General features: G+C 33.9%; 27 protein-coding genes and 1 tRNA gene. 23 read left to right on the top strand and 5 right to left on the bottom strand.

What is annotated here, in order from left to right:
* Positions 1–99: 99 nt before the first annotated feature.
* Entirely contained in the window at positions 100–483 is a 384-nt protein-coding gene (locus C6990_RS00690; protein ID WP_182127831.1) for a CopG family ribbon-helix-helix protein, read from the bottom strand.
* 90 nt (positions 484–573) lie between these two features.
* Here C6990_RS00690 and C6990_RS00685 point away from each other — a divergent pair, with 90 nt between their 5' ends.
* Genes C6990_RS00685 through C6990_RS00675 form a run of 3 tightly spaced genes read left to right on the top strand, consistent with a single transcriptional unit; the run spans position 574 to position 3,014 of the window.
* The gene (locus tag C6990_RS00685; RefSeq protein WP_182127830.1) at positions 574–1,476 is read left to right on the top strand and encodes a metal ABC transporter substrate-binding protein; all 903 of its coding nucleotides are present in this window, start codon (positions 574–576) and stop codon (positions 1,474–1,476) included.
* Positions 1,470–2,192: a metal ABC transporter ATP-binding protein gene (locus tag C6990_RS00680; RefSeq protein WP_182127829.1), complete on the top strand. Its 723-nt coding sequence runs from the start codon at positions 1,470–1,472 to the stop codon at positions 2,190–2,192. The genes C6990_RS00685 and C6990_RS00680 overlap by 7 nt, the downstream gene beginning before the upstream one ends.
* 33 nt (positions 2,193–2,225) lie before the next feature.
* A complete protein-coding gene (locus tag C6990_RS00675; protein ID WP_182128046.1) occupies positions 2,226–3,014 on the top strand; it encodes a metal ABC transporter permease in 789 nt (262 codons plus the stop codon).
* Here the strand turns inward: C6990_RS00675 and C6990_RS00670 are convergent.
* The gene (locus C6990_RS00670; RefSeq protein ID WP_182127828.1) at positions 3,004–5,787 is read right to left on the bottom strand and encodes a copper resistance CopC/CopD family protein; all 2,784 of its coding nucleotides are present in this window, start codon (positions 5,785–5,787) and stop codon (positions 3,004–3,006) included. The genes C6990_RS00675 and C6990_RS00670 overlap by 11 nt on opposite strands.
* A gap of 93 nt (positions 5,788–5,880) precedes the next feature.
* Between C6990_RS00670 and C6990_RS00665 the strand changes: the two genes are divergently transcribed.
* Positions 5,881–6,519, top strand: a complete 639-nt coding sequence (locus C6990_RS00665) for a hypothetical protein (RefSeq protein ID WP_182127827.1) — start codon at positions 5,881–5,883, stop codon at positions 6,517–6,519.
* A gap of 13 nt (positions 6,520–6,532) precedes the next feature.
* Here the strand turns inward: C6990_RS00665 and C6990_RS00660 are convergent, their stop codons facing one another.
* Both C6990_RS00660 and C6990_RS00655 read right to left on the bottom strand, forming a co-directional pair.
* Positions 6,533–7,339, bottom strand: a complete 807-nt coding sequence (locus C6990_RS00660; protein ID WP_182127826.1) for a PEFG-CTERM sorting domain-containing protein — start codon at positions 7,337–7,339, stop codon at positions 6,533–6,535.
* Between the two features lie 57 nt (positions 7,340–7,396).
* Complete coding sequence (locus tag C6990_RS00655) at positions 7,397–8,215, bottom strand: CFI-box-CTERM domain-containing protein (protein WP_182127825.1); 819 nt, start codon at positions 8,213–8,215, stop codon at positions 7,397–7,399.
* Positions 8,216–8,325: 110 nt separating this feature from the next.
* Between C6990_RS00655 and C6990_RS00650 the strand changes: the two genes are divergently transcribed.
* The 10 genes from C6990_RS00650 (at position 8,326) to C6990_RS00605 (ending at position 16,823) form a co-directional block, all read left to right on the top strand.
* Positions 8,326–10,023 carry a peptidase gene (locus tag C6990_RS00650; RefSeq protein WP_255465057.1) on the top strand — a complete coding sequence of 566 codons (1,698 nt, stop codon included), beginning with the start codon at positions 8,326–8,328 and terminating at the stop codon, positions 10,021–10,023.
* A 33-nt stretch (positions 10,024–10,056) separates the two neighbouring features.
* Positions 10,057–10,263, top strand: coding sequence for a hypothetical protein (locus tag C6990_RS00645; RefSeq protein WP_048114838.1), 207 nt, complete (start codon positions 10,057–10,059; stop codon positions 10,261–10,263).
* Position 10,264: 1 nt separating this feature from the next.
* Positions 10,265–11,815, top strand: a complete 1,551-nt coding sequence (locus tag C6990_RS00640) for a peptidase (protein WP_182127824.1) — start codon at positions 10,265–10,267, stop codon at positions 11,813–11,815.
* Between the two features lie 63 nt (positions 11,816–11,878).
* Complete coding sequence (locus C6990_RS00635; RefSeq protein WP_182127823.1) at positions 11,879–12,271, top strand: hypothetical protein; 393 nt, start codon at positions 11,879–11,881, stop codon at positions 12,269–12,271.
* Positions 12,264–12,764: a winged helix-turn-helix transcriptional regulator gene (locus C6990_RS00630; RefSeq protein ID WP_182127822.1), complete on the top strand. Its 501-nt coding sequence runs from the start codon at positions 12,264–12,266 to the stop codon at positions 12,762–12,764. The genes C6990_RS00635 and C6990_RS00630 overlap by 8 nt, the downstream gene beginning before the upstream one ends.
* 43 nt (positions 12,765–12,807) lie before the next feature.
* Positions 12,808–13,983: a peptidase gene (locus tag C6990_RS00625; protein WP_255465056.1), complete on the top strand. Its 1,176-nt coding sequence runs from the start codon at positions 12,808–12,810 to the stop codon at positions 13,981–13,983.
* A gap of 59 nt (positions 13,984–14,042) precedes the next feature.
* Positions 14,043–14,684, top strand: coding sequence for a CHRD domain-containing protein (locus C6990_RS00620; protein WP_182127821.1), 642 nt, complete (start codon positions 14,043–14,045; stop codon positions 14,682–14,684).
* 179 nt (positions 14,685–14,863) lie between these two features.
* Positions 14,864–15,640 carry a rhomboid family intramembrane serine protease gene (locus C6990_RS00615; RefSeq protein WP_182127820.1) on the top strand — a complete coding sequence of 259 codons (777 nt, stop codon included), beginning with the start codon at positions 14,864–14,866 and terminating at the stop codon, positions 15,638–15,640.
* 33 nt (positions 15,641–15,673) lie between these two features.
* On the top strand, positions 15,674–15,850 hold the full coding sequence (locus C6990_RS00610) for a tautomerase family protein (RefSeq protein ID WP_048114848.1): 177 nt from the start codon (positions 15,674–15,676) through the stop codon (positions 15,848–15,850).
* Between the two features lie 166 nt (positions 15,851–16,016).
* A complete protein-coding gene (locus C6990_RS00605) occupies positions 16,017–16,823 on the top strand; it encodes a carbon-nitrogen hydrolase family protein (protein ID WP_182127819.1) in 807 nt (268 codons plus the stop codon).
* Here the strand turns inward: C6990_RS00605 and C6990_RS00600 are convergent.
* Complete coding sequence (locus C6990_RS00600) at positions 16,807–17,328, bottom strand: topoisomerase DNA-binding C4 zinc finger domain-containing protein (RefSeq protein WP_182127818.1); 522 nt, start codon at positions 17,326–17,328, stop codon at positions 16,807–16,809. The two genes, C6990_RS00605 and C6990_RS00600, sit on opposite strands and share 17 nt — an antisense overlap.
* On the opposite strand from C6990_RS00600, the gene C6990_RS00595 reads away from it, so the two are divergent.
* The 9 genes from C6990_RS00595 to C6990_RS00555 all read left to right on the top strand — a co-directional run bounded on the left by C6990_RS00595 (position 17,322) and on the right by C6990_RS00555 (position 26,568).
* Positions 17,322–18,485 (top strand): thiolase domain-containing protein, encoded by a 1,164-nt coding sequence (locus tag C6990_RS00595; protein WP_182127817.1) that lies wholly within the window; start codon positions 17,322–17,324, stop codon positions 18,483–18,485. The genes C6990_RS00600 and C6990_RS00595 overlap by 7 nt on opposite strands.
* 1 nt (position 18,486) lies before the next feature.
* Complete coding sequence (locus C6990_RS00590) at positions 18,487–18,855, top strand: Zn-ribbon domain-containing OB-fold protein (protein WP_182127816.1); 369 nt, start codon at positions 18,487–18,489, stop codon at positions 18,853–18,855.
* Positions 18,856–18,925: 70 nt separating this feature from the next.
* Positions 18,926–19,087 (top strand): hypothetical protein, encoded by a 162-nt coding sequence (locus C6990_RS00585; RefSeq protein ID WP_179360698.1) that lies wholly within the window; start codon positions 18,926–18,928, stop codon positions 19,085–19,087.
* A 157-nt stretch (positions 19,088–19,244) separates the two neighbouring features.
* Positions 19,245–21,416, top strand: coding sequence for an anaerobic ribonucleoside-triphosphate reductase (gene nrdD / locus C6990_RS00580; RefSeq protein WP_182127815.1), 2,172 nt, complete (start codon positions 19,245–19,247; stop codon positions 21,414–21,416).
* 212 nt (positions 21,417–21,628) lie between these two features.
* Positions 21,629–24,280, top strand: a complete 2,652-nt coding sequence (locus C6990_RS00575) for an adenosylcobalamin-dependent ribonucleoside-diphosphate reductase (RefSeq protein WP_182127814.1) — start codon at positions 21,629–21,631, stop codon at positions 24,278–24,280.
* Positions 24,281–24,326: 46 nt separating this feature from the next.
* Positions 24,327–25,442, top strand: a complete 1,116-nt coding sequence (locus tag C6990_RS00570; protein ID WP_182127813.1) for a hypothetical protein — start codon at positions 24,327–24,329, stop codon at positions 25,440–25,442.
* Between the two features lies 1 nt (position 25,443).
* Positions 25,444–26,112, top strand: a complete 669-nt coding sequence (locus C6990_RS00565) for a ribosome biogenesis protein (protein WP_182127812.1) — start codon at positions 25,444–25,446, stop codon at positions 26,110–26,112.
* A 22-nt stretch (positions 26,113–26,134) separates the two neighbouring features.
* Positions 26,135–26,208, top strand: a tRNA-Gly gene (locus C6990_RS00560).
* A gap of 51 nt (positions 26,209–26,259) precedes the next feature.
* The gene (locus C6990_RS00555; protein ID WP_182127811.1) at positions 26,260–26,568 is read left to right on the top strand and encodes a ribonuclease P protein component 4; all 309 of its coding nucleotides are present in this window, start codon (positions 26,260–26,262) and stop codon (positions 26,566–26,568) included.
* The last annotated feature ends 68 nt before the right edge of the window (positions 26,569–26,636 follow it).

Below are 26,636 nucleotides of genomic sequence, written 5' to 3'. Positions count from 1 at the left end.
AAAACATTCATAATTTTTTTTTGAAATCTAGTATATTGTAAAGATGTTAAGTATTAAACAATTGAAATCACTTCAGAAATTTTCAAAAATTAACTCTATTCAAAGCGCAACAAGTTTTACAGTGTCCATGTTCTTATTTGTTTGAAAATCTTTTGTAATCGTAGACACCTTTTCAGCATCACCATTTATCAAAAAGAGCTCCATGCATTTTTCTTTCTCAATTTTACTATGAAGATGTGTTGTGATTAAATCCTCAAAATTATGTGTAATACCTGAAACCACATGATCAAACTCATCATTGTGAACAACCAAAAGAATTGCGTGGATATTTCCTGACAAATCTTCCTTTTGCTTTTCTTCAGATACAAATGATCTGATTCCAGCTCTGATTGCTTCAGACCTACCTGAAAACCCCATAGTTTTTTGTAATTTGTCTAATTCTGATAGAATCTCATCGTTTAGTGAAATTGAAACTATTGGCATATGCCTAATGTTATTAATTATCTTATAAGTTTAGCAATTAATCTTATTAAGATTTTATAGATTTATTAATAATCTGGAATGAACTGCAATGTGAATATTCAGGTAAAGATGGCAATAATTGCAATAACAATCGTAATTCCATTAAGCTCAATTGCTGTATATGGAACTGAATCAAATCAGCGATTTGCAAATATTGATAATTTAAAACTCCAAGTCATTTCATCGTTTTATCCTCTTCATGAATTTTCACAAAATGTAGGAAAAGAAAAAGTTGATTCAATTTTACTTGTTCCTGTTGGAGTGGAACCTCATGATTGGGAACCCACTGTTAAAGATGTTCAAAGGATGCAAGCAACTGATCTAATAATTATCAATGGAATTGGTTTTGAAAATTGGGTTGATGATTTAGAACAAGCAGGTTATACCGGTGAGATAGTTGATACAAGTAATGGAATTTTAATTAAAACTCATGAAGAAGAAAATCATTTAGAAGGTGATCCACATATTTGGTTAAATCCTGTCTATGCAAAAATTCAAGTACAAAATATTGCAGATGCTTTTTCTAATGCAGATCCAACAAATCAACAATTTTACCAATCAAATGCTGCAGCATACATAAAAGATCTAGAACTACTTGATTTAAAAATTAGAAATGATTTATCAAACTGTAAAAATGATTTTATAGCTTTTCATGATGCATTTTCCTATTTTGCAGATGAATACAATCTGAAACAACATACAATAATTTCATCAAATGATTCACATGGAGAGGCTACTGCAAAAACATTAGAAAATATAATATCTACAGCTAAAAAATTAAACATTAAAGTTATCTTTGCAGAAGAAAGTGTTGATACTAGGACATCTAAAATAATTGCAAATGAAATTGGCGGCGAAGTCTTGGTGTTATCCCCATTAGAGACTTCATCTGATGGGACTTACATTTCTAAAATGACTAAAAATTTTGAAAATCTAAAGGAGGCGTTATGTTGAAAATAGTTGAAATTGAAAATCTAACTGTTCAATATCCTGATGTAAAAGCTCTTGATGATGTTAGTTTTGAGGTTAATCAAGGAGATTTTTTAGGCATAATAGGCCCTAACGGTGCTGGTAAATCTACTCTTTTTGATTCCATGCTGGGATTAAATACAAAGTACAAAGGAACTATCAAATTTTTTGGGGAGGATATTAGAAAATCAAAAAATTATCTAAAGGAAATAGGATATGTGCCACAAAAACCAATTTTTGAAAAAAACTTCCCAGTAACTGTAACTGATGTTGTAAGAATGGGATTGAGAAATGAATCTGATGAAAACAAAATTGATAAAATTCTACAACAATTATGGATACACGAACTGCGAGACAGAAGAATTGGTGATCTATCTGGAGGTCAACAACAACGTGTGTTTATAGCCAAAGCCCTGATTTCAAATCCAAAAATTTTGATTCTTGATGAACCTGTAACTGGAATTGATCAACAAAGTATTGATTTGTTTTTCAGTATTTTGCGTGAACTAAACTCTAAACAAAAAATTACTATCATTTGGTCATCTCATGATTTGGATGCAGTAAATCAATTGGCAAATCATGTTGCCTGCCTAAATAGAACACTCTTCTTCCATGGAAAATCTGAAAAATTCTTTTCAAATGATGAACTGGTAAAACAATATTCTGAAGCCTCAATGCAGGAACATATGCATCATCACTAAATCATGTCTCTAGAAATCCTCACTTTCAGTTTTATGCATAGAGCATTAATTTCAGGAATTGCAATTGCAATTCTTTGTTCGGTTGTTGGATTATTCCTTGTTTTAAGACGTTATTCATTATTTGGTGATGCAATAGCCCATTCATCATTTGGTGGAATTGCTATAGGATTGCTAGCTGGAGTCTACCCGCTATGGACTGCATATGGTGTTTCAATTGCAAGTGCATTAATTATTACAAAAATTAAAGACAAATACAATATCTCTGGTGACGCATCAATTGCTGTACTTTTATCTACTGGGATCGCAGTTGGTCTTGTAATTATTGGATTATCAGGAGGCTTTACGATTGATATCTTTAGCTTTCTTTTTGGGAGTATTCTTCTTGTTAGTGTAGATGATACTGTTCTAATTTTGTCATTAACAGGTGGAATTTTAATCGTAATTTTATTGCTATATCGTCAAATTCTTTATTCAACATTTAATGAAGAGCAGGCAAAAGTAAGTGGAATTCCTGTTGAGAAAATAAATTATTTGATTGTATTTATGGCAGGAATTACTGTTGTTACATCAATACAACTTGTAGGGGTATTACTAATTTCAGCTTTGTTTGTAATTCCTAATGTTACAGCAATAATGTATGGGAAGGGATTCAAGCAAACTGCAATTATCTCTATGAGCTTTTCTATTTTTTCTGTAGTTATAGGTATTTTACTCTCATACATATTTGATATAACTCCTGCAGGAACTATTGTTTTATTGGCAATCAGTTTACTTGCAGGAACTATGGGAATAAAATCATCTGGATTATTATCTAAGAATTAATCAAAGAATTCAATCTTCTTTTATCCTGAACACTCTTTACAAAAAATAATGACGTTGCAATAATACCTAATGCAATTAGTGGAGATGCTATTTCTGTATACTTTAATTCAAAACCATTTGTTTTTTGAATTTGTGATTGAATAATTGGAGTTTCTGTAATTTTTACAGTTCCAATTTTGTTTGATTGTTGTTCCACAAACCACACATTCTTGTCTCCATCTGATGTCATAAATTGAACAAATGATGATTCAGTTGGAATTGGAACTTCGATCAAATTATTGTTATCTGGATCATATACTCCAAGACTATCTACTGTATGTTGTGCAAACCACACATTTCCATATTTATCAAATGCCATACCAAATGGTAATGCTTCTTTGTCTGGAACAGAAACCCTATCAAATGATTCTAAAACTGGATTGAATCTAGCAATTCCCAATCCTGTGTGCTCTGCAATCCAGATATTTCCTTCATGATCAAACAATAATGCCTCGGGACCTTGCAATGGTGGATCAGCTGAGAATTCCCTTACCTTGCTATTTTCAGCATCAATGTATCCAATTTTCCCTGTACCAGTTGTTGTATACCATATCTTCCCATCATCGTCAATTGCTAGAGCAAATGGTAATGATTCTTTTTCTGATAAGACAATTTCTTCAAATTTATCCAATTCTGGTGAGTATTTTACTATTTTATCTTTGTTGATTATTGTAATCCAAATGTTCCCATCAAAATCTGCCTGAATGAAAAGTGGAGTATTTTGTGAAATCACTGGATCTAATTTAGGAATAGGTTTTGTAGTAATTTCTTTAGTGTGAGGATCTAGAAATCCAATTTGGTTTCTAGGCGTATCTGTAAACCAAATGTTTCCTTTGTTGTCTTGTGTTAGAAATGTTGTAGTTAACCCATCGAAAGAATATGATGAAAATTCTTGAGTTTCAAGTGAAAATTGCCACAATCTTGGAGCTGATGCATCACTAATCCAAATAGAATTACTTCCATCATACAATGGATAGAGTGGTTTTGCATCCTCTGGTAATTCGTATTCTATGATTTGTGTTTGAATATTTTCTAGTCTTGGTTTTACAAGTAAATTCAAAAGCTTGGATTCGTTTGCATTCTCTGATCTTTGAGCTTCAATCTCTACTAACCATTCTCCTGAAAATCCAAATGTTAATTCACCTTGAAATTCCATTGGACTATCTTTACCTTGTTTAGTTAATTTCATAGGAACTTCAATTGGTGAAATACCTTTTGAGGGATTAGAAAGTTTTACTTTAATTTGATTTGAATCATGAATTTGGTTTCCATCAAAGTCACTAACTTTTACCATAATTGTATTTACTCCACTAGAAAATGGTGTAATATCCACATCAAATTTCACATTATCTGTAAACTCAATGGTTTGAAATCTGTAAATAATTTCTTGAGCATCAACTTTTTGAATTTCACCAGCAGGTAATGTTCCATTTGCTAACAGTGCAACTACTCCAAGAAGAATAACCCCTAAAGCAGCTTCCACCTTTAGTGATCTTTTTAATTTTTTATGGACAAAAATTTCCCCTGACTGAAAATTCTTTTCAGCCTTTTTCTGAACTTTAAACTGCAATAATCCTCCCAACCCAATTATTATTCCTGCAATAGCAATTTTTAGAATAATTAGTTGGCCATACACAGATTCTGTAATTAATCCTACATCACTTTCTAATAACCACATTAGAGTTGGGCCTGTTATTATTACAATTCCTACTGAAATAATGAATGCAATTGAAAATCTAGGAATTAATACCAGGCTCATCTTTTCTTGATTTTTTTCTTTTAACTGTGAAAATGTTGGAAGCAATGTAAAAACAAAATAAATAATCCCTCCTATCCATACTGCTGCAACTAAATTATGTACGTAATCCAATGCAAGTGCGGCTATTTGGCCACTTGCAGCACCATGTCCAATCAAACTTGTAGTTGAAATTAATGCAAGCGAAGCTACTAACATTGAAATCTGATTCTTTTTTGATAGGATTTTTTTCCTATCCATTCCAAACCAAATACCAAGTAAAATAATTGTAATAATCATCCTAGCTAACCATATAGTTCCAAAGTCTGTTTGAATGGCATTAAATGGGGATGTTTCTAACCTGATGGTTTGAATTGCTATCATTAGAATATCTGAAATGAAAACAAGCACCAATCCAATCCCTGTAATTGACATGAATTTACCATGGTGGAAATTTTCAATCTTTTCTAACTCTTCTTTGATTATCTGTTTGTTTTGTGTTCCCCAAATAATTAGTGATGCAATTACTGCACCTAAAACAATAGTTTGACCTACTAACCCTGGAAATCTTGCACCAGCTTCTGGCAAAAATACAAGTTCTCCTTGACTCTCTTGATCTAACAAAGAAGGATTAATTATTACATCTCCAACTGCAAATTGAAATGCACTTGGAACTAGATGACCGTCAACTTTGGATAAAACTTTAGTTGACGCTGTGTATATTCCATCTTCTAGTGGTGGGGTTGTAACGATTAACGATAATTCATTTTCATAATAAGCTGTATCTCTATTATCGATTTGATTTCCTTCACTGTCAAAAACTTTGATTTCACTAAAGTCAATGTCTACTGGTTCTGAATAAAATACAATTACTTGAGTAGTTCCCGCAGGGGCATTTGATGCTAAACTGGGAATAGTTTCTTCTGTAAATGGATGTGCTGATACAAATGGTATGGATGTAATTGATAAAATTACTAAAACTAAAAGAAATTTTTTCATTTGATCTTATGAACAACACTGATAATTTAAACAGTTTTCATATGTTCGTTATTTGTACCAATTCACGTAAAGATAATAATGTGTAATAGTAGTATGATAACTGTGAAAATAATAATTTTTGGATTTCTTGCATTAGTGTTGAGTATAGGAATGATTTCTACTTCTTTTGCACATACTACTGTTGAAATTGATAATTACAAAATTGAAGCAGGATGGGAAATAGAGCCTCCAGTTGTAGGAATTAGAAATGATCTTATCTTTAAAATTACTGAGCCTGGAGATTCTGAGGGATCATACAAGGGAGTAACTAATGTCTTCAAAAATGTTGAAGTTACCGCAATGTATGGTGGAGCAACCAAAAAAATTGATATAAATTCCGATCCTAGACCTGGATACTATTTTTCACCAATAATTCCAACTAAAACTGGAAGTTACATTATGGATTTTAAAGGTGACATTCGAGGTACGACTATTGACATAAAAATTCCAGTTGAAGATGTAGAGCCAACTGCAGTTTTAGATTTTCCTCCTACAAGTAGTCAAGGAACCTCTGATATCACTGCACTAAAAAATGCAATTTCATCTATTCAACAAGATGTATCTAAACTAAAGTCTGGGGAAACTTCTGTGCAATCTGATGGTGGTGCGGCTTATGACTTTGCAATATTTGGACTATCAATTGCAGCAGCAGCTATTATCTTGGCAATAATTGCTTTAATAAAAAGAAAATAGAAAAAGAGGATTCCTAAAATCTTGGAATGACTCTAGATTTTGCAGTTACTGCAACTATGCTTATGATTGCAACAGCTAGTACCATCATTGCAATTGTACCAAATTCTGGAACAACTTTTGCTGATGCTACTTCACCCATTGGTCCTGTCCAATCTGCTTCAGAACCAGGAGGTCCAATACCAAGAGAAACTATTTTGATGTCAATTGGATTTTCATCTGAACCAACGGCATCTACCATGTGACTTGCAGTCATTTCCATGGCATGTGCAGTTTCTTGTAGGACTGTTTCACCATTTTGCATTGCAGTTATTTCATAGTTGACATGTAATGTACTGAATTCAAGATCAACTTGAGTTCCGCCTTTAACAGCTGAGTCGGTAATTGTTACCATTAATTCTCCAGCCATGCCATCTTCTTCTGCTTCAACTTCTTGTACTACAATCAAGCCTTGCATCCAAGGATGAACCATGCAGAAGTAATTGATTTCACCAACTGTATCTGGAGAATATTCAAATGAATTTCCTGCCATTAACAGTCCGGTATCAAATTCACCACTGGGACCATCTTCAGGAGTTCCTGCTGTGAATGTATGTGCTGCTGTATCAGTATTTGACATTATTACTTTGCCGCCTACATCAACAGTTGCAGTACTTGGAATGTAACATCCCTCTGCAGTATCTTCACATCCTGGAGCTCCAGAACCTGCTGCTGTCTCAATTGTGACTTCTGAGTGATCTGCAAAAGCAGCTGGTGTTGTTGCAACAATGCCAGCTACAATAGCAAATAGTACGAAGAAAGAGCAAATTGCTTTAGTCTTCATTAGATTGAATACTTGCTCAGATACATAAAAACCTCACTGGAATTCCCAGATATAGTATTAGTCTTTTCTAAACTGGTACAACTTTAGAATACCAAATGCTGGAATTCCAATATACATTCCAATGTTTAGTAGGACTATGGAGATCCCATATCCTAACATCTCTCCTTCGGAATCAATATTTGCGTGATTCAATAATGATAATGATGTCAACATAGGAGTAAGTGTTATTTTCATAATTTCTTTGAAAACTGGTTGTTCTCTCTCAAAGTCTGCAACCGCTGGTGAAAATGAATAATAGAATTGGTTGAATGTACTCATAAATGCCATTCCAGATTCTGTTGATAGAATGGTATTATCTCTAAGTTCTCTTAGTTGTTGAACTTGTGGTGCAAGTTCAGAACCATATGTTGCAGTTGCAATCAGACATCCACCGTTCTCTCCATTAACTTCGTTCTCAGGTGGTGAAATTGGTTGAGCATTAGCCTCGCCAACTGCAATGTCAAAAGAAACTGTCTCAGGTGGAATTGGTTGGAACAAAATTCCTTCAACTACAAAGTCCATAGAATATACTCCTTCTCCTAGATTGAATTCAATTGGAATCTTTACAGAACCTACCGATGTATGTGTTAGTGGAATTGGTCCAAACACTGTTTCATCATCTTTTAAAACAGATACTGAATAATCAATATGCTCTTGGATTTTTTGTGTTTGAGGATTAATAAAATCGATATTAATTTTGGTTTGAATGTTTGGTTGTATTTCATCATATGTTAATTTAACATCTAATGTTCCTTTTTCAGTTGGAAGTGTTTGTGATTCAGCAAATGCTGGTACCAATAATAATGGAATAAACAGTAACGCAAATAGATATTTCATATTTTATTTCTGAGAGTCATGAATAAAAGTTATACCCATTTTATCAAAAAAATTCTCAAGCATAGAAATCCTATATCATCTTTAAATATGGAAATATCAGAATTTTAGTATTGTACAAGTTTGCATTATTAATTACAATTATTGGCATTTTTACAATCTCTGCAGTTGTTCCTGATGCTTTTGCACATGGACTTGGAGGTGATCAAGCTGCCCCTATTTCATTTGGTGATATGGAAGTAACTGTACGTACACAGCTAAGCCCATCTGATATTACCGTTGGAGAAGTTGATTCAGCAAACATGCAAGTACGCTTCTTTGATACATTAACTGACAAAAATCTTGACAAAGTAACATACAGAATAGAAGTTTGGCAGAGTGGCGAACTTTTAGCTAGAAATCTATTTTATGACATGGATGGAAGATTAGATGTAAAAATTAAACCAAAAGCTGATTGTAATAAAGATCTTCTTGAAGAATGCTCCATCTATGGAGGTTCAGAACATGTTAGTGCTCCAGGTGCATTATTTGTTCATGGTGAAGCATGCACTGATGATAATTTAGACATATGTGGAAGACCGTCAATTACAGGTCCAATTTTTGTAAAGGGTGGATTATACAAAATTAGAGTTGACATTGAGGCTGCTACGAGTCCCAGAACAGTACTAGCTAATTTACTAAGTTACGAAACATTTGTCAGTGTTGCACAAGAGCAAGACTTTTTCATAAAGACTGCTAGCGCTGAAGAAATTCCAGTTATAATAAAAACATACTATGATGATGTTGACAACTTTAAGTTTGATACCGCTGATGATTCAATTTCATTTGATATGCCGTTTGATTGGAGTCCATCATATGTTGACTTGGTTCAAGTAGTACATGAAGAAGTACGAGTACCAAAAACATTTGCTCCTTATGCAGAAGGAAAACAATTCAAGGGATATGTAAATGGTGTAGAGATTGATCAGCGAGCATTACTAAATGATCCATATTCATATGAGGATACAAACATTGTTCACTTTCTAATTACAAAAAATGAATTACAAAAAATCAATGAAAAACTAGGTCCAGGAAACTATGATAAGCAAAAAATGGATTTGAAGCTTGTTCCATTATCTGAAGCATCAACAAGTTCTACAGAATTTTATCTGGTAGATACTGAAAACTTTGAAAAAGTTCCAACCACTGTAAAAATTTCATGGGATGGAAAATATGGTGCTAATCAAGAAATTCCATTTGAATTTGCATTCTTTAATGAAAATAAAGACCTTATCAGAGATATCAAGTATGCATACTTTGTTTTTGATGAATTCGATAATGAAATAGCCAGTAATGTTGGTCAAAGTTCTACCGAACTTGGTATTTCATCAACTGAAGGAATCGATGTACAAAGAATATTTGTTCCATCTCAAGGACAAATTAGAGTTGATGTTAAAGTTTTAGGAACTGGATTAGATTATAATCCAAAATATGCTGGAATTGGAACTGCGATTATTGAAATAGGTCCAGGTGCACCTGTATCTACACCTACAAAAGCTGCCATACCTGATTGGATTAAAAATAATGCAGAATGGTGGGCAGCAGGACAAATTGATGACAATTCATTTGTTCAAGGAATCCAATATTTGATTAAAGAGGATGTTCTAAAAATCCCTCCAACAACACAGGGATCAAGTTTAGGCTCTAGTGAAATTCCAGCATGGATTAAAAATAATGCAGAATGGTGGGCAGCAGGACAAATTGACGATGATTCATTCATTCAGGGAATTCAATTCTTAATTAAAGAAGGAATCATGAGAATTCAATCATAGGTTTTTAAATAAATTCTGTTAAGTGATAGTATAATGAAAGACATCAATGACATAATGCCCAAAGTTCCAAACATGAAATGGGGAGCTTTGATGAATACACCACCTACAAATGATAAAGTTGAAGAGATGAACAAAATTTTCCCAAGTAACGGTAAATGGCATACTGTCTTTGAAGAACAAGATCTAATCACAATTGACGGAAAAGAGATTCGCAAAAAAGATCCCAACAAGTGGACCTAGTTTGAAAAACCAAACATTACTTTTACTTTTATTATTTCCAGCTCTACTTGCATTAACATTTGATAGTGTATATGGCCATGGAGTCGGTAGCGAAACCTTCCCTCCTGAAGAACTAGATGGTAGGTTGGTCACACTAGAGGTTTCATCTTCCCAAAGTGACCCAACTGCTAATGATGATCAACAAATATCAATTTCATTCATTGATTTTGATTCAAAAATTACTCTAAGAGATGTCACTTTTTTGATAAAATCACAACGTGGAGAACAATTTCTATTTGAGCAAGAATTCAAAGCTGATAATGGATTCCTAGTTTTCAATTTTGTCTCAGAAGATAGAGATTCTATATTAATTGAAGAAGAAAATGGAGGAAACTTGTTTGGCTCATTATTAGGATTAGATAGTAGATTGATTCATGTCAAAGGACCAAAACTCAGTGAAGGAGGTTTATACAAATTTGATGTCACAATACTTACAGCAGATGGATATTCAAAAAAATTAGCAGAGCCACTAGTTTTTAATGCTGGAATATCAATTGCACAAACCACTCAATATGATTTCGTTGATGAAAATTTTGGCGAACAATTCATTCAGGTAATCTCATACTATGATGAGATTTCTAATTTCAAGTATGACTCAAATTCAAGAGAAATTAGCTTCTCCATGCCATTTGAATGGAGTCTATCTAACATAAATCAAACATCTGTAGTACATCAGGAAATTGTAGTTCCCAAAAACTTTGGTGATTTACTAGTATCTGGATATGATATGTACATTAACCATGTTAAAATTTCTGAGGATGTTGTAAACATTGATGATTTTTTCTCTGAAGAACGTGTAGTGCACTTTATCATATATCAAAGAGAACTTCTGAATGTATTTCAATATAATCAAAATGAAGACAGAATGAATTTTATCATTAAACCAGATCGTGATTACACTCATTTAAGCTCAGTTACTGAAAATGGACAGTTTAGAGTTTTAGTTTCTTGGGAGCCAGAGAACCTAAAATCTAATTCTGATGCAAAAATAATTTTTGATATTACAGATATTTTCTTAAAGAATAGACCCGTTGCAACAGAGTATGAATTTTCAATGACTCATAATGGTAAAATAATTTATGAACAAAGTGGAATTAGCAGTGATTCAAAAGAAGAACACAATGTTGCAGAATTTGTGATACCACAAGATGTCTCAGGAATTGCATACCTGAATTTTAAAAATTTAGATAACAATGATCTTGCAAAATCAACCATTCCAATAATAATTGATAGAGTAACTGATGAAATTTCAATTCCTGATTGGATTAGAAATAATGCATTATGGTGGTCTGAAGAACAAATAGACGATAATACATTCATCCAGGGAATTGAATACTTGATCAAAAACAATATCATTGTAATTCCACAAACACAACCAGAATCATCAACATCACAAGAAATCCCACCATGGATTAGAAATAATGCAGCCTGGTGGGCAGCAGGGCAAATTGATGACACAACATTTGTTCAGGGATTGGAATTTTTGATTCAAAAAGGAATCATTCGTGTCTGATCGATTCTTGTTCGAAAATTGAACCAGTCGCTTTAAATCTGAAAAACAGTAATTTTGATTACTTTGTTTAGGCCTGAAAAAATAGTTGAAAGAAAATCTACATTATTCTCAATTGTAGTAACTGGTGTAATTGCAATTTTAGCACTGCCTATAATCATCCCACATCTTTTACATGGATATCATCTTGTTCACATTTTCTTACATATTGGAGGAATTACACTATCTGTTTTTATTTCTGTGTTAGCAGGAATTGCATATTACAGGCTACGAACAAAACGTCTCCTACTAAGTGCTATAGCATTTACCACCTTTATCGGAGCAGAAGTTGTTTTGCTAGTAGATGCTACCTGGCCAAATATCTACGATATTGGAGACATGTCATTTTCTGAGGTAGGACATTTATTGACATTTGTAACATTGGGATTACTAGCATTAGGAGTGTTTAGAAATGACTGATAGAGATTCCAAATTACAACAAATCATTGAAGAAAATCCTGGAATTCAATTCCGAGAGATTATGCGCTCATCTGGATTAAAAAATGGCGTGCTTAGTCATTATCTTGGAAAATTAGAAAAAAACGGAATCATCAAAGTTATTCGTGGTCCACGCCAAGCAAGATTCTATCCCCCTCAAATTACTGAAGAAGAGTCTATTGTGATAAAAGCATTAAGAAAACAAACTCCACGTGACTTGTTACTTGCATTAATCAAAGAAGACGGCTTAGAGTTTAGTCAATTGGTAAAAGAGGTTGGAAAATCACCATCAACTGTTTCATTATATCTCTCACAAATTGTAGATGATGGACTAGTTGAAATAAAACTAATTCATCTCAAAAAGAGATATTATATTAAAGCAAAAGAGCTCATAGATAAATTAGTTGAAGACTATAGACCAAGCTCAATTGAGAAACCGACATCTGGATTCGAAGATATCATCAACTCTTTCTAATTCTACTCTTTGCATTTTTGCAATTGTATCTTTTTGCCTAGTAATGTTTTTTCCAGTTGCTCATGCTGATGTTTTCATACCTGATTCTGAATACGCTGGCTATTATGATTATGAAGGAATTTACACCGTTGTTGGTAATGTTAAAAATCAAAATGATTTTGCATTAATCCCAACGATCACTATATCAATAATTGACGATGAAACAAAAATCACCAAGACCCTTAATCACGTTCCAATTCCTCCAATGACTGACATTCCATTCAAACTAAAATTTCCAGAGATTAATAGTAAAAATCCTGATGTATTAAAAGCAGAATTAAAATATATCAAGACTGAAAAATCTCCAATTCCCATACAAATTATCTACGATAAAACTTTGATAACTCATGATGATGGTCATGTCACTGGTAGAATCATAAATATTGGAAATCAAACTGTATACAATCCCAAAATCTTTGCAATTGTACATGGATATGAAAAATACATCTTAGATGTTGCTCAAAACATTGATCGTATTGAAAAAATCAAACCTGGAGAAATTCTAAACTTTACAATATATCCTGATCCATCTGTTTCTGAACCCGTTCGCTTTTACTCTTGTTTTGCACCTGTAGATACTACAGTAATTCCTGTTACTACAAAAAAAGATGATGGGAATTTTGATTTCAGATATGACTCTGGTGCATGGTATTCTGCTGCAAAATTTGATGAAACAGGAACTATACTTAGCATCAAAGGATACAATAGCTATCCATTGGAAACATATGCAAACTTTGAATTTCCACCAATTTCTGGGAATGAAAAATTTTCTGTAACTCTAAATGATGAACCTATAGAATTTATTCAAAGCATTGATGAGATGGGATTTTGGCATGTTGCATTCAAAGTTGGGCCAACCTCACAAGGAGTTTTGAAAATTTCAGGCTTTGAAAAAGGATTGCCTCCAGAATTCCCAAAAATCCCACAATGGATCAAAGTAAATACAGAATGGTGGATTACAAACCAAATCTCTGATTTAGAATTTCTTGAAGGAATAGATTTTTTGTTTGAAAAACAAATAATTTCAGTTCCTGAACGAGATGTACTTTCTGAATCTCAATGGAAAATTCCACAATGGGTAAAAGTCTCTGCTGGATGGTGGTATGAAGAAAAAATCTCTGATGATGATTTTTTAAATATAATTGAAAATCTTGTTCAAAGAAAAATAATTGTTGTATAATTGGTACATTCGACGAATATCCCAAATCTGTTTAATAAAAAAACTAAGAATTATTTTCAATGCAAACAAAAACAAATGTGTTAGTATTTTCACTAGCTGCAATTCTTTCTTTATCTGTTGTTGCAATGGGAGAACTCCCTCAAGCAATAGCAGACAAAGATTATGATGATGGTGAGAAAAAACTCAAATTCAAGAAAAAAGCAGATTTCACAGCTGACTGTGCTCAAGTTAATACTGGAGTAGGAACAGATTGGGGATGTGAAGCCTCATTTTGGCTTGACAAAAAAGGTGAAAATCTAAAGTACAAAATCCGTATCAACAATATGGATTTGACTGGATGGCAAACTATTGACGATGTTGCCGATAATGTTGGAAAAGTTCATCTTCATACTGATGCTGATGGTCATGTCCTAAATGTATGGAAGGCACCGATAGAAGATGATGCACAAATGAAAGCAATACCATCAAAGGGTATTCTCAAAGGCATCTATGATGATAGTGATGTTACATCTGATGAAGATGCAGCAGCAGGTAACATTGGCCATCATGATACATCAAAACCACTAACTGCAAATCTTGATGATTTATGCAATGGTAGTTTTTTTGTAATGATTCATGAAGCAACAGGTCCCGGTGTTCTAAAAGGATATCTTGATACAACAAAACAAGGCGAAAAAGTCTGTAACAAATTAGGTTTCTAAAACCTTTTTTTCTTTAGTTCATCCTACGAATGTACCAATTTTGTTTTTATCTATTCTGAAATAGCATTACTATACAGGCCATAGTTAGGTGAGAAACGTTGGAGTAATCTAGTTTCTCATCTTATTTTTTCAAAATTGAATAATCTTATTATACAAATTTCTTTCAAACAAAATTACAAATGTTTCCATTAAGAGATGAGAATCCAACTGCTCCTGGATTTCGACCAACAGTAACTTATGGATTAATCATAATCAATGTTATAGTATTTTTTATCGAAGTTGCCTATACTGGACAATTCTTTGATTTTACAAATCAAAATGCATTTAATCTGTTTTATAATTGGGGTGCTGTTCCAAGCTGCATTACAGGATCAAGTGTATTGAATATTGATTTTGGTTCTGGACCAATTAGTGTTTCATGTCCTCAAGAGCCCTACTTTTCTTTACTTAGTTCAACTTTCTTGCATGGTGGTTTGATGCATCTTGGAGGTAACATGTTGTTTTTGTGGATCTTTGGAGACAACATTGAATACAAATTTGGAAAAATAAAGTATCTTGGAATTTATTTAATGTGGGGAGTTGTAGCTGGCTTAATCCACATTGCTGGTGATACTAACAGCGCTATTCCTGCTGTTGGTGCATCAGGTGCAATCTCTGGAGTATTGGGCGCATATCTGATTATTTTCCCAAGAGCTAAAATTCAGACGTTTCTTATGATGGGATTCTTTTGGAGAATGCTGCATATCCAAGCTAAATGGTTCTTACCTTTCTGGTTAGTTTTTCAAAATTTATTGCCATTTTTCATTGGAGGATTCGGTGTTGCTGGCGGTGGTGTAGCATATCTTGCTCACATTGGTGGATTTGTTATAGGATTGGCAACAGGATATCTCTACAAAAAAACTCACAATTCAGAGTTTACCTATGGTACAAGATATGGATACAGACCAGATTATTGAACGAATAAATCTCCGAGTTAATTTAAAATTTCCATGCCGTTGATTACAGTATCAATGTATCCTGGTAGGACACAGGAACAAAAAGACGAGTATGCAAAAGCAATAACAAAATCTGCAGTAGAAATTCTAAAAACAAAAGAAAGTCACGTAATTGTTGTTTTTGAAGACAATCCTAAAGAAAATTGGTTTTTAGCAGGAAACCAACTTTAATTATTTTTAAAAATAATTGACTGGAAAAATTCCCCCAGTCCGGGATCGACATACACACTATGATCGGTTTGATTTCTTTTATTAAAATCAGAATATGAAGAAAATGGTACATTTAGCGTTTGTACCAAGAGTTTATCCTTTTATTGTGATTCAATTAATCAATTACATGAAAGTAGCTGTTGTTCAATTCAAAGCATCAACTAAAAAAGAAGACAATCTGAAAAAAATCCTTTCATACATTTCAAAAGCAACTGCAAAAAATGCAACACTATGTGCATTTCCAGAATTTATGATGTTTTACACAAACTCCTCACAAACTTCTAAACAACTTGCAAATTTAGCTGAAACGATAAAAGGAAATTTTGTAACAGCCATTTCAAATGCTGCAAAAGAAAATCATATCCAAGTTGTAGGCTCATTTTATGAAAAGAGTAGAAAGAAAGATCGTGTGTATGATACTTCGTTTGTAATTGATAAATCAGGTAAAGTAATCTCTACATATAGAAAAATTCATCTCTATGATGCATTAGGATTTAGAGAATCAGACAAAATGACATCGGGTTCTAAAATTGCAAAGCCTGTAAAGACATCGATTGGAAAAATTGGTATGATGATTTGTTATGATTTGAGATTTCCAGAGATGTCAAGATCTTTAGCTGTTGCAGGTTCTGAGGTATTAATTGCACCATCAGCTTGGGTTAAGGGAAACATGAAAGAGGAACACTGGATTACAATTAACAAAACTCGTGCAATAGAAAATGGTTGCTATGTCATTGCACCTGATCAAGTTGGAAATATCTACTGTGGAAGAAGTTTAGTAGTTGATCCATATGGAAAAATCTTACTTGACATGAAAAAGAAACAAGGAATAGGTTTTGTAAATATTGATTTGAACAAAGTAAGACAAACACGAAAAGTTTTACCATTGCTTAAAAACAGAAGAACAGATGTGTATACTACTTTGAAGGCTTGACTAATCTGCTTTCACAATTAAAATTTGAGCATTGTTTAGTCCATTTTTGATTTCTTGAATAACGAAAAATTACCATTGGCCATCTACAAACATCACATGGATTTTTTGTTGCTCTAAGTCTTGCTTTTTGTAATAATGGTGAGGATGCCTTGCATCCACCATAAAAGTTTGAGCAACCCATGAATCGTTTCCTTGTAGTTCTGGATCTAATTACCATTAGCTGCCCAAGATTGCACTGAGGGCATGAAACAAGTCCATTTTTTGGAGAATTTGTTCCAAGAATAATGTATTTTTTCTCTTTTGATGACCAAGAAAGATACCCGTTTGAATCTAAATACTGTATGATCTCTTTTTTGAAGATGCTGGTTTTGGATTTTGTAGTTTTTGCAATGTGTCTAACAACGGGCTTTTTGACCTGGACTGTTCGAAGTGATGATCTCTTTGATGGTTTCTTCAATGATGAATTTACTAAAACGATTTTTATAGGGACTTGGGTCAGTGACATTTGTGGAAAAGGTCTGCGTTCTTGGTGCTGGTAGTACCAAATATGGAAAATTATCTGAAAGCATTGCTGATATCACTACTCAGGCATCAGTTGCAGCCATAGATAGCGCCGGTATTTCTCCAAAGGACATCAAAGCATCTTACATTTCTAACGTCTTTGGTGTTGCTGACAAACAGGTCCATATTGGTCCTGTCTTAATGAGTAGATTGGGAATTCCAGATAAACCATCATTAACAATAGAGTCTGCATGTGGAAGTGGCTCTGTATCTTTTAGAGAAGCATATGCCAATGTTGCAGCAGGATTTTATGATTGTCTGCTAGTTACTGGTGTTGAAAAAGTAACTCACACAGGAACTGAATGGACTACAACTTACTTTGCATATTGTTCAGACTTTTTTTATGAAGGTCAAGCTGGTGCATCATTTCCTGGATTATTTGCATCAATGGCAAGAGCATATCTCAATGAGTTTGATGCAACTGAAGAAGATTTTGCAGCAGTTGCAGTAAAGAATCATGAGAATGGTTTTCTTAATCCAAAAGCTCACATGCAAAAGAAAATTACTATTGATGATGTAATGAAATCTGCAGTAGTTGCAAGTCCTCTAAAACTTTATGATTGCTGTCCTTTCTCTGATGGTGCAAGTTCTGTTATTCTTTGTTCTGAAAAGTTTGCAAAAGAACATGGTGGTGACTATGTTGAAGTGATCGGTTCAGGAAGAGGTGGTTCACCTGCTGCATTGCAAGGACGTGAACACATGACAACTATTCCAAGTACAAAGATTGCAGCAGCAGACGCATACAAAATGGCAGGAATAACTGCCAAAGATGTTGACTTTGCAGAAGTACATGACTGTTTTACAATTGCAGAAGTTGTTGACACTGAAGACTTGGGATTCTTTGAAAAAGGTAAGGGTATTCAAGCTGTTCGTGAAGGCAGAACAAAATTAAATTCTGACATTTCTATTAATCCATCAGGTGGTCTTAAATCAAAAGGACATCCAATTGGCGCAACAGGTGTTGGACAAGTAGTAGAAGTATTTGATCAACTAACTGGAAAAGCTGGTGAAAGAACTGTTAAAGATGCAAAAATTGGTTTAACTCATAACTTTGGTGCAACTGGTGCAAGTTGTGCAGTTCATGTATTCCAAAGTGTATAACATGACTATTGAAGAACAACTAATTGAATATGCCAAACAAGGCAAACTCTTAACTCACAAATGTACTAAATGTGGCTATCTTCACTTATCCACTGCATATTATTGCCTAAAATGTGGCAGTCAAGGATTTGAAGATGTAATTTTAGATGGTGTAGGCACAATTGCCACATACACCATAATTACCGTAGCACCTGCAGGCTTTGAAAAATACACTCCATACGCCTTTGTTGTAATGAAACTCGATGACTCTGATTTGAGAATTTCTGGATTTATGGCAGGAATTGCAACCCCTGCAGATCTTCCAATTGGAACCAAAGCCAAAATTACTGGTTTTGAGGATGGATGTGGAATCATCATTAAAAAACAGTAAAATAATTTGTTTGAATTATTAAAAAAAATCATAATTGATTCTTAATAATTTTGCATAACTGATCATCTTCATGTCTGTAGAAATTACATGTGGAAAATGTGGAGAGAAGATCACAAATATGAAAATGTTAAAATCGCTAAAAGATGTTTTGAATCCAACTAATGGCAAATGCCCATCATGTGGACAGAAACTTTCTACATCAGAATTCTCACTTGATGTTCAAGAAAAGTGATCTAAAAAGATCTTAAAGTGGATCATTTTTTTAGTTTTTTTTAAAAAAATACCATTTGAGTTTCAAATTATTGATCTGTAAATTACAAAACTGATCCAAAATGTTCAGAAATGATCTCGACACAAGTCTTATTTACTCCTTAGTCAAGAAAAAAAACATGAAAATGAGTGATGAGGATTTAGAATTAGATATTGATGTTGGATTAGATGAAGACGATGACGATGATCTAGAATTAGAATCTGACATGGACTCTGACTCTTCACCAAAGCGAAGTGGTATTTTACAATCTACATCAAAACGTGTCAGAATGATCTTCTCTGTCATGGCTAGTCCTAACAGAATTGATATTCTCAGAATCCTAAATTCTAAAGGACCATTAACTTATTCAGAGTTAAAATCTCTGGCCGGATTCAAATCCAAAAAAGAGAGTGGTAAATTTGCATACCACTTGAGAAAATTACTCAGACAATCACTTGTTGCACTAAACAAATCTGAAAGACGATACACCATTACAAATCTTGGAAAACTTGTTTTGAGTTTGGCAAGACAAATCGAGGAAAGATCAATTATTGAAAGTGGAAAAATGTATGTTAGAACATCACACCAATCAATTGAGGAATTTAATTCACACAAAATTATTCAATCACTAGTTCGTGAAGGAAGCCTCCCATTGGAGCTTGCACAAAAAATAACTGAAGAAGTTGAAAATAGAATTTACAAATATCAGACTACCTATCTTACAGGCTCACTTATCAGAGAAATGGTAAATTCTGTTCTCCTTGAGCACGGTCATGAGGAATATAGGAACAAACTTGCACGCCTAGGCCTGCCTGTGTATGATGTCCAGGAGATGATCTCTAATCTAGATAATGTGGACAACGGTGCTGAAGGACTTCTCTTTAACACAGGACAAAAAGTATTTGCTGAGCATCTGCTTACAAACATCCTACCAAAAGATGTAGCAGACTCTCATCTTTCTGGAGACTTGCATATCACGAATCCTGGAATTTGGTCTATGATTCCTGATACAATATTTGTAAACGTAAAAGAATTAATCGAAGATGGAATTAATCTTGGCGGAAAATATCTTGATGTATCAAGAATTCCTGCATCAAAACAACTAGATGAGATTACAAGCTCATTATCTATTGTTATTGCACTTCTTTCAAAAGAGGCTTCACAAGAAGTTGTAATTGATGGCTTGGTGCAATTATTCACAAAACATTCAAAGTCACTTCCAGAACTAGAACAAAAACTCACAGATGCATTTGCGACTGCATCTACAACTGCAAAATATAACAAAACAAGCACAAAGGTTTCAATTAGATTGCAATTAGGAACTGATGCAAAAATAATTAATTCAATTATTAATGCATACAAAAATTACACAAAGATAACTCCTATTCCAAAAATTGGTTTGATAATTGATGCAGACAAAGGAAAAATTACTGATATTTCCGAATCAATAGCTGAAATTATTTCTATTGGCGGACACGTAATGTTTGCAAAGGGTCAAACTTCTAGCTCTGGTGTTACAAATGGATCTACAAAAGTTACAGCCCCACTTTCAATAAATTTGGAATCTGTTTCAATCAATCTTCCAAGACTCGCATTTGAATCAAACAAAGATGAAACTTACTTTAGAGCAAGATTGGCATTATTAATGAAGCCTGCATTAGCATCTATGGCATTAAGAAAGAAAGAGATCTCAGATCTTACAAGAAGAGGACTAAACCCAATCCTTGCAAAGAACACACAGTACATGCAACGAAGTTCAGTTTCACTTGTTGTAAATCTGGTAGGACTCAAAGAATCTGTCTTTAACATACTTGGATTCCAAGATAACAAAGAAGGACGTGATATTCTTCATAAGGTAATTGAAACTGCAGTTGATGTTGGATCCAAAAAAGGCAAAGAGTTGGGTGATACTGTTGCAATTTGTATGACTGAAACTGAAGCATCTACTCGTTTTGCTACTTTAGATGGAGAAAAATATGGCAAAAATTCTGCCTTAAATTCAATGGAGGGTGATTCTTATTCCCAAGGAATAGTGATTAATGCCTCTGAAATTGCCACTTTTACTAACAAAAGTGAGCCTATAGCCGAGGCAAACAAGCTCTCAAAAATTCTAAGTGGAGGATTACTAGTAACTTTACAAATTGACAGTGATGCAAAGGTTGCAGATATCAAAAAATCACTAGAGAAAACAGCAGCCCTTACAACTTCTTTCAAGCCTGTAAGAAAAATTGCAATATGTGGTGAATGTGGATTTAAGGATGAGCCATTTGATGACAAGTGTCCCAAGTGCAAGTCCCCATACGTTGTCTGAAATTCGTAAATGAAAAACTAGTTACGATCATTTTCAATTCTTTTAGATCATAATTCGATGTGGCGATCTTCGTTGAAACTGTAAAAGTTATGCCAATATGAATTTCATAGTAGCGGTGTTAAAAAAATTGACTCATTAACGGGACAAGATCAAAACTTTTCGAGCACACAAGTTATATCCACATTAATTCTAAGCATGGAGGGGAGATTATATTGGACAATTCACAAATTGAAAATACGATCAGTGAGATCCGTAAGCGCAGTGGCGCAGTAACGGCTTTCAATCAAAATAAAATTTCAAATGCCATATTCAGGGCATTGGCCGCCACCTCTAAAGCCGATCGTGGTATGGCAGATCAACTAGCAGAGAATGTAGTAAACAAACTAGTTGAGCAAGGATTTACAAGCAGTAGGACGCCTACTGTTGAGGATATCCAGGATATTGTAGAATCTACTTTAATTGATAGTGGAAATAGCGATATTGCAAAAGCATACATTGTTTACAGACATGAGCGAAGAAAGCTAAGAGAGGAGAAAATGAAGGTCTTGAATCTAAAGACCCTTGATCCTGTTTCCAAAAAGTTTGATCTGAATTGTCTTAGAGTTCTAGCATCTAGATATCTTTTCAGAAATTCAAAAAATGAAATCATTGAATCACCAACTCAAATGTTTGAGCGTGTTGCAATCCTGGTGGGAATCGGTGATGTTCTCTATGATTCACAAGTCTTTGACAAATCAGGAAATATCAAACAAGATATTGAAGAAGCAAACTCGTATCTTGAAAAACTAGATGCATTTGATTATAAATTCAAAGTAGGAAATTATTTCCTCAACAAATGGCATTTTAGATCTTTAATCAACCACTACGTAACTCTAGCAAACAAAGGTCAAATGAAAGTTAGCTTCAAAGATCTTTTGACATTACTAGCAGCAAAGAAACTTGATAGTTATGCAGACAAAATCACCGAATACTTTGATTTGATGGTTGCACAAGACTTTCTACCAAATTCACCAACAATGATGAATGCAGGTGGTAGATTAGGCCAACTATCTGCGTGCTTTGTACTCGGAATGGAAGATGGAATGGAACAAATCATGAAATCAACTTCTGATGCAGCATTAATCTTCAAGTCAGGTGGAGGTGTAGGAATTAACTATTCTGATCTTCGTGAGGAAGGCGATATTGTAGCATCCACTTCAGGTGTTGCATCAGGACCAGTATCTTTCATGAATATCATCAATACTGTAACTGAGGTAGTCAAACAAGGTGGAAAAAGACGTGGTGCAAACATGGGAATTATTGAAGCATGGCATCCTGATGTTGAAAAATTCATTACAAACAAAACAGAACCCGGTATTTTAGAGAACTTTAACGTAAGTGTTGGTATCTGGGAAGACTTTTGGCATGCACTAGTCAATACTTCTGATGGCAACTATGTTTTACGTAGTCCACGTGATAAAAAACCCGTAAAAGAAATCAATGCACACCAGCTAATTGATCTGATTGCACTTTCTGCATGGAAGAGCGCAGAGCCTGGATTGATCTTCTTTGATCAAATTAACAAGTACAATGTATTTGCAAAAGCAAGAAAAGCACCCCTAAGGGCAACAAACCCATGTGGTGAACAAAGTCTCTATCCATACGAGTCATGCAATCTTGGTTCTATCAACTTGGTAAATCTTGTAAAGAGACAAGCAGATGGAACTTATGAATTTGATTGGCAAAGATATGAAGAAACAATACGAAAGACAACAAGATTCTTGGATAACATAATTGATGTCAACACATATCCAGTACCAGAAATTAGTGTAGCATCAAAAGAATCAAGACGTATTGGACTTGGGGTGATGGGAGTAGCTGATCTCTTATACAAACTAAAAATCCCATACAATTCCCATGAAGGATATGAGCTACAATCAAAACTATCTGAAGCCCTGTCATACTATTCAATGGAGGAGAGTGTTGCCCTTGCAAAATCTCGAGGTGAGTTCCCACTCTGTTCTAAAACAGAATATCCAGAAGGTAAGATTCCTATTTCTGGATACTATGAGAAACCAAAAACATCTCATTCATATGAATGGGATCCACTCATTGATAAAATCAAAAAACATGGTATTAGAAATGTCTTGACTACAACTGTAGCTCCAACTGGAACACTCTCAATGATTGCAGACTGTTCTAACGGAATGGAACCTGCATTTGCACTAGTATTTGAGAAGAGAGTAACCGTTGGAAGATTCTTCTATACAAACAAGATTCTAGAAGAAGCTCTCAAAGAAGCTGGTCTATACAATGATGAAATTCTTGAAAAGATTGCAGACAACTATGGTTCATTGAAAGGATTAGATGAGATTCCTCAATGGATGCAAGATGTCTTTGTTACAGCAATGGATATCCATTGGGCTGATCATCTGATGGCTCAAGGTGTATGGCAAGACTGGATTGGAAATGCAATTGCAAAAACAATCAACATGCCATATGATGTAACAGTAGAAGATGTAAAGTCTGCATATCTACTTGCACACGAACTAGGACTAAAAGGAATGACTGTTTATCGTGACGGTTCTAGACACAAACAAGTCCTTCACATGACAAGCGAAAATGCAACAAAGATCTTTGAGGTATCACCAAGTGCATACATGACTGCTTTTGTGACTGAAAATATCACAAATCCATACATAAAATCTCAAGTCAATGCATCACTTGCATTAAAAGTCCATGATGAAGAAATAACTATGGAGCCTCTCAAACATGAGGAGGTTTCAGAAGATCGTCTATGTCCAACATGCAAAAACTCTCTAGTCTTTGTAGAAGGTTGTAGTATCTGCATTGAATGTGGATACAGTGGTTGTACTTCTGGATAGAAAACAGAATCACAACTTTTTTACTTCCTTTTTATTTTGAATTCATGTGGACAAGAAACTTGTAGGCATAATTGCAGGCATAGCAGTAATAATTGCAATTGGAATAACAGTTTTAGCAATACCAAATTCTCAAATCACTCCACAAGAAACTAATGAAAAAATTGGCCTTGTAGTTAATTCTCCAAGTCAATCAGTTACACTACAAAGCCTGGATCAAATTTACTCCGAAGCTGCAAGCTCTGGTATTGGAAGAAGTAATGTCTATCTTTTTTGGAATTTAGTTGAACCAGTACGTGGAGAATTTGATTGGAAACAATCAGACGCACTAATGAGCTTTAATAAAAAAAATAATCTAAAAGTTACTCTTTACTTTTCTGTAATTAATGGTGAAACACTAGGACCATTCCCAAGTTGGATTGGAAAGCCACCAATCATCTCAATTGGGGAAGACAGAGTTGTTAGTGTGCTTGATGCGATATTATCAAGATATGATATCATTGATACCGTAATTCTTTCCGGTCAGACAGAATCTCAATTCAGATTTAATGAACAAAATATACCTGTATACAAGGAATTATTCAACGGAGTTTATGAAAAAACTAAAGAAAAACATCCTGATGTCAAGATTGGAAATTCATTTGCCCTACATCAAGTGATAAACAAAAATCTAAGATATATTGTGACTGATTTGGCCATGGGTGACTTTGTTGCATTCTCTTATTCACCAGTTGATACTCTAAATGACATTGTAAAAACTCCGCAGGAAGCAAAAGAAGATTTACAACAGGTTTTTGATTTGGCAGGAGATAAAAAAGTAGGAATTTTTGAACTTAGCTGGAGTACCTCTGATTTTGTTGGAGGAAATTCTACAGAACAAACAGAATTCTTAGAAAAATCATTTGAATTTTACACTGAAAATGAATCTGAATTAGAATTTTTTACTTGGTATAGGCAATATGACAGACCTGATGGAACATGCCTATTTGAAGAACATGAAATTGGTGAGGACAAATTATCGGTTGGTGGTTCCGGTTTTGGAAGCAGTGAGCATGTAATTGAGAGATTAAATCAGTATATCTGCAGCGCAGGATTGATCAATAGCGATGGAACACCAAAACCTGGTTGGATTGAATTTAAAAATCAAATAGAAATGATAAACTAAAATGATTTCTTTAGTTCTATCAGAATCTTCATTGGAACTAGTACCTTATGAACTACAAGATCATCCTTCAGTAATTTCCCATGCAAGAAAACTTGGTAAACATCCTTCAGAAATTTTACTAGATAATTCATGGCATTTTGCAGCTATGAGAGGAATTGAAAATGAAATGAAGAGAGGAAGGCCTGATTTAGTCCATTTTTCAATTCTTGAGGCCACTACCATTCCATTATATCTTAAAAACAAAATAAAAATTTACATTCATACACTTGATGATAAAGTAATTTACTTTGGTCAAAATGTCCACATTCCAAAATCTTATCATAGATTTGAAGGAGTAATAGAAAAACTCTATCAAGATAAAAAAATTATGCCAAATAATGAAGTACTGCTAGAAATTAAAGAAAAAACTTTTTCAGAACTCCTTGATGAAATTAATCCATCCAAAGTAATTGGTTTTTCTACAAAAGGAAAACCTGGTTCATATGAAAAAATTGCAGATAAGATGTCTGATGATTCCTGTATTGTTGTAGGGGGATTCCAGAAGGGACATTTTTCTAATTTTATTGAAAACAAAATCACTGAAATGTATTCTGTTGGCGATGAATCATTTGAAGGTCATGTTGTAGTTGCCAGACTACTTTATGAGTGCGAAAAAACCATTTTTATGTAGGACCGGAAATTTTCATTCTGTTGCAGTCATAGTATAGCCTGGTTAGTATTCGGGGTTTCCAACCCTGTGACGCGGGTTCGAATCCCGCTGACTGCATTTTTACATTATAATGAGAACTAATTTTTAGGTCCAATTTCAGACAGTATTGTGAAATCTGCCGTACGAAAAATTGCAATGGAGAGAATGCAAATTCTTATAGAAAATGCAATAACTAATGCAAAAACAAACCCAAAGCTTTCTGAGCGTCAAGCATATATTGCTAGAAGAATAAGTACTAGACATAAAATTCGAATGCCTTATGAACTTAGGATGGTTTTTTGTAAAAAATGCAAGTCATTTATTGCCCCTGGAATAACTTCTAGAATTAGACTAGGTAGAGCTTCTGTTAGATCAATTAGAATTACATGCAATCTTTGTGGTCACACTTATCGCAAAATTATATCTGATCCTATTTGAAAATTTGTTAATACAATCAATTTTCATTTATTTTTATAATATTTTTTACTCAAAAAATAATTTCTAAA

The organism is Nitrosopumilus sp. b3, from assembly GCF_014078525.1.
In the GTDB taxonomy this organism is placed as follows: Archaea; Thermoproteota; Nitrososphaeria; order Nitrososphaerales; family Nitrosopumilaceae; genus Nitrosopumilus.
This window is presented reverse-complemented; position numbering and strand designations above follow the sequence as displayed.

Coding starts and splice junctions, on each gene's coding strand:
- C6990_RS00665 (WP_182127827.1), top strand. CDS start 5,881: ATGATAACTGTGAAAATAATAATTTTTGGATTTCTTGCATTAGTGTTG.
- C6990_RS00625 (WP_255465056.1), top strand. CDS start 12,808: ATGTTTTTTCCAGTTGCTCATGCTGATGTTTTCATACCTGATTCTGAA.
- C6990_RS00565 (WP_182127812.1), top strand. CDS start 25,444: ATGATTTCTTTAGTTCTATCAGAATCTTCATTGGAACTAGTACCTTAT.
- C6990_RS00660 (WP_182127826.1), bottom strand. CDS start 7,339: ATGAAGACTAAAGCAATTTGCTCTTTCTTCGTACTATTTGCTATTGTA.
- C6990_RS00670 (WP_182127828.1), bottom strand. CDS start 5,787: ATGAAAAAATTTCTTTTAGTTTTAGTAATTTTATCAATTACATCCATA.
- C6990_RS00680 (WP_182127829.1), top strand. CDS start 1,470: ATGTTGAAAATAGTTGAAATTGAAAATCTAACTGTTCAATATCCTGAT.
- C6990_RS00600 (WP_182127818.1), bottom strand. CDS start 17,328: ATGTCACTGACCCAAGTCCCTATAAAAATCGTTTTAGTAAATTCATCA.
- C6990_RS00645 (WP_048114838.1), top strand. CDS start 10,057: ATGAAAGACATCAATGACATAATGCCCAAAGTTCCAAACATGAAATGG.
- C6990_RS00630 (WP_182127822.1), top strand. CDS start 12,264: ATGACTGATAGAGATTCCAAATTACAACAAATCATTGAAGAAAATCCT.
- C6990_RS00620 (WP_182127821.1), top strand. CDS start 14,043: ATGCAAACAAAAACAAATGTGTTAGTATTTTCACTAGCTGCAATTCTT.
- C6990_RS00655 (WP_182127825.1), bottom strand. CDS start 8,215: ATGAAATATCTATTTGCGTTACTGTTTATTCCATTATTATTGGTACCA.
- C6990_RS00690 (WP_182127831.1), bottom strand. CDS start 483: ATGCCAATAGTTTCAATTTCACTAAACGATGAGATTCTATCAGAATTA.
- C6990_RS00605 (WP_182127819.1), top strand. CDS start 16,017: ATGAAAGTAGCTGTTGTTCAATTCAAAGCATCAACTAAAAAAGAAGAC.
- C6990_RS00610 (WP_048114848.1), top strand. CDS start 15,674: ATGCCGTTGATTACAGTATCAATGTATCCTGGTAGGACACAGGAACAA.
- nrdD (WP_182127815.1), top strand. CDS start 19,245: ATGAAAATGAGTGATGAGGATTTAGAATTAGATATTGATGTTGGATTA.
- C6990_RS00675 (WP_182128046.1), top strand. CDS start 2,226: ATGCATAGAGCATTAATTTCAGGAATTGCAATTGCAATTCTTTGTTCG.
- C6990_RS00585 (WP_179360698.1), top strand. CDS start 18,926: ATGTCTGTAGAAATTACATGTGGAAAATGTGGAGAGAAGATCACAAAT.
- C6990_RS00615 (WP_182127820.1), top strand. CDS start 14,864: ATGTTTCCATTAAGAGATGAGAATCCAACTGCTCCTGGATTTCGACCA.
- C6990_RS00590 (WP_182127816.1), top strand. CDS start 18,487: ATGACTATTGAAGAACAACTAATTGAATATGCCAAACAAGGCAAACTC.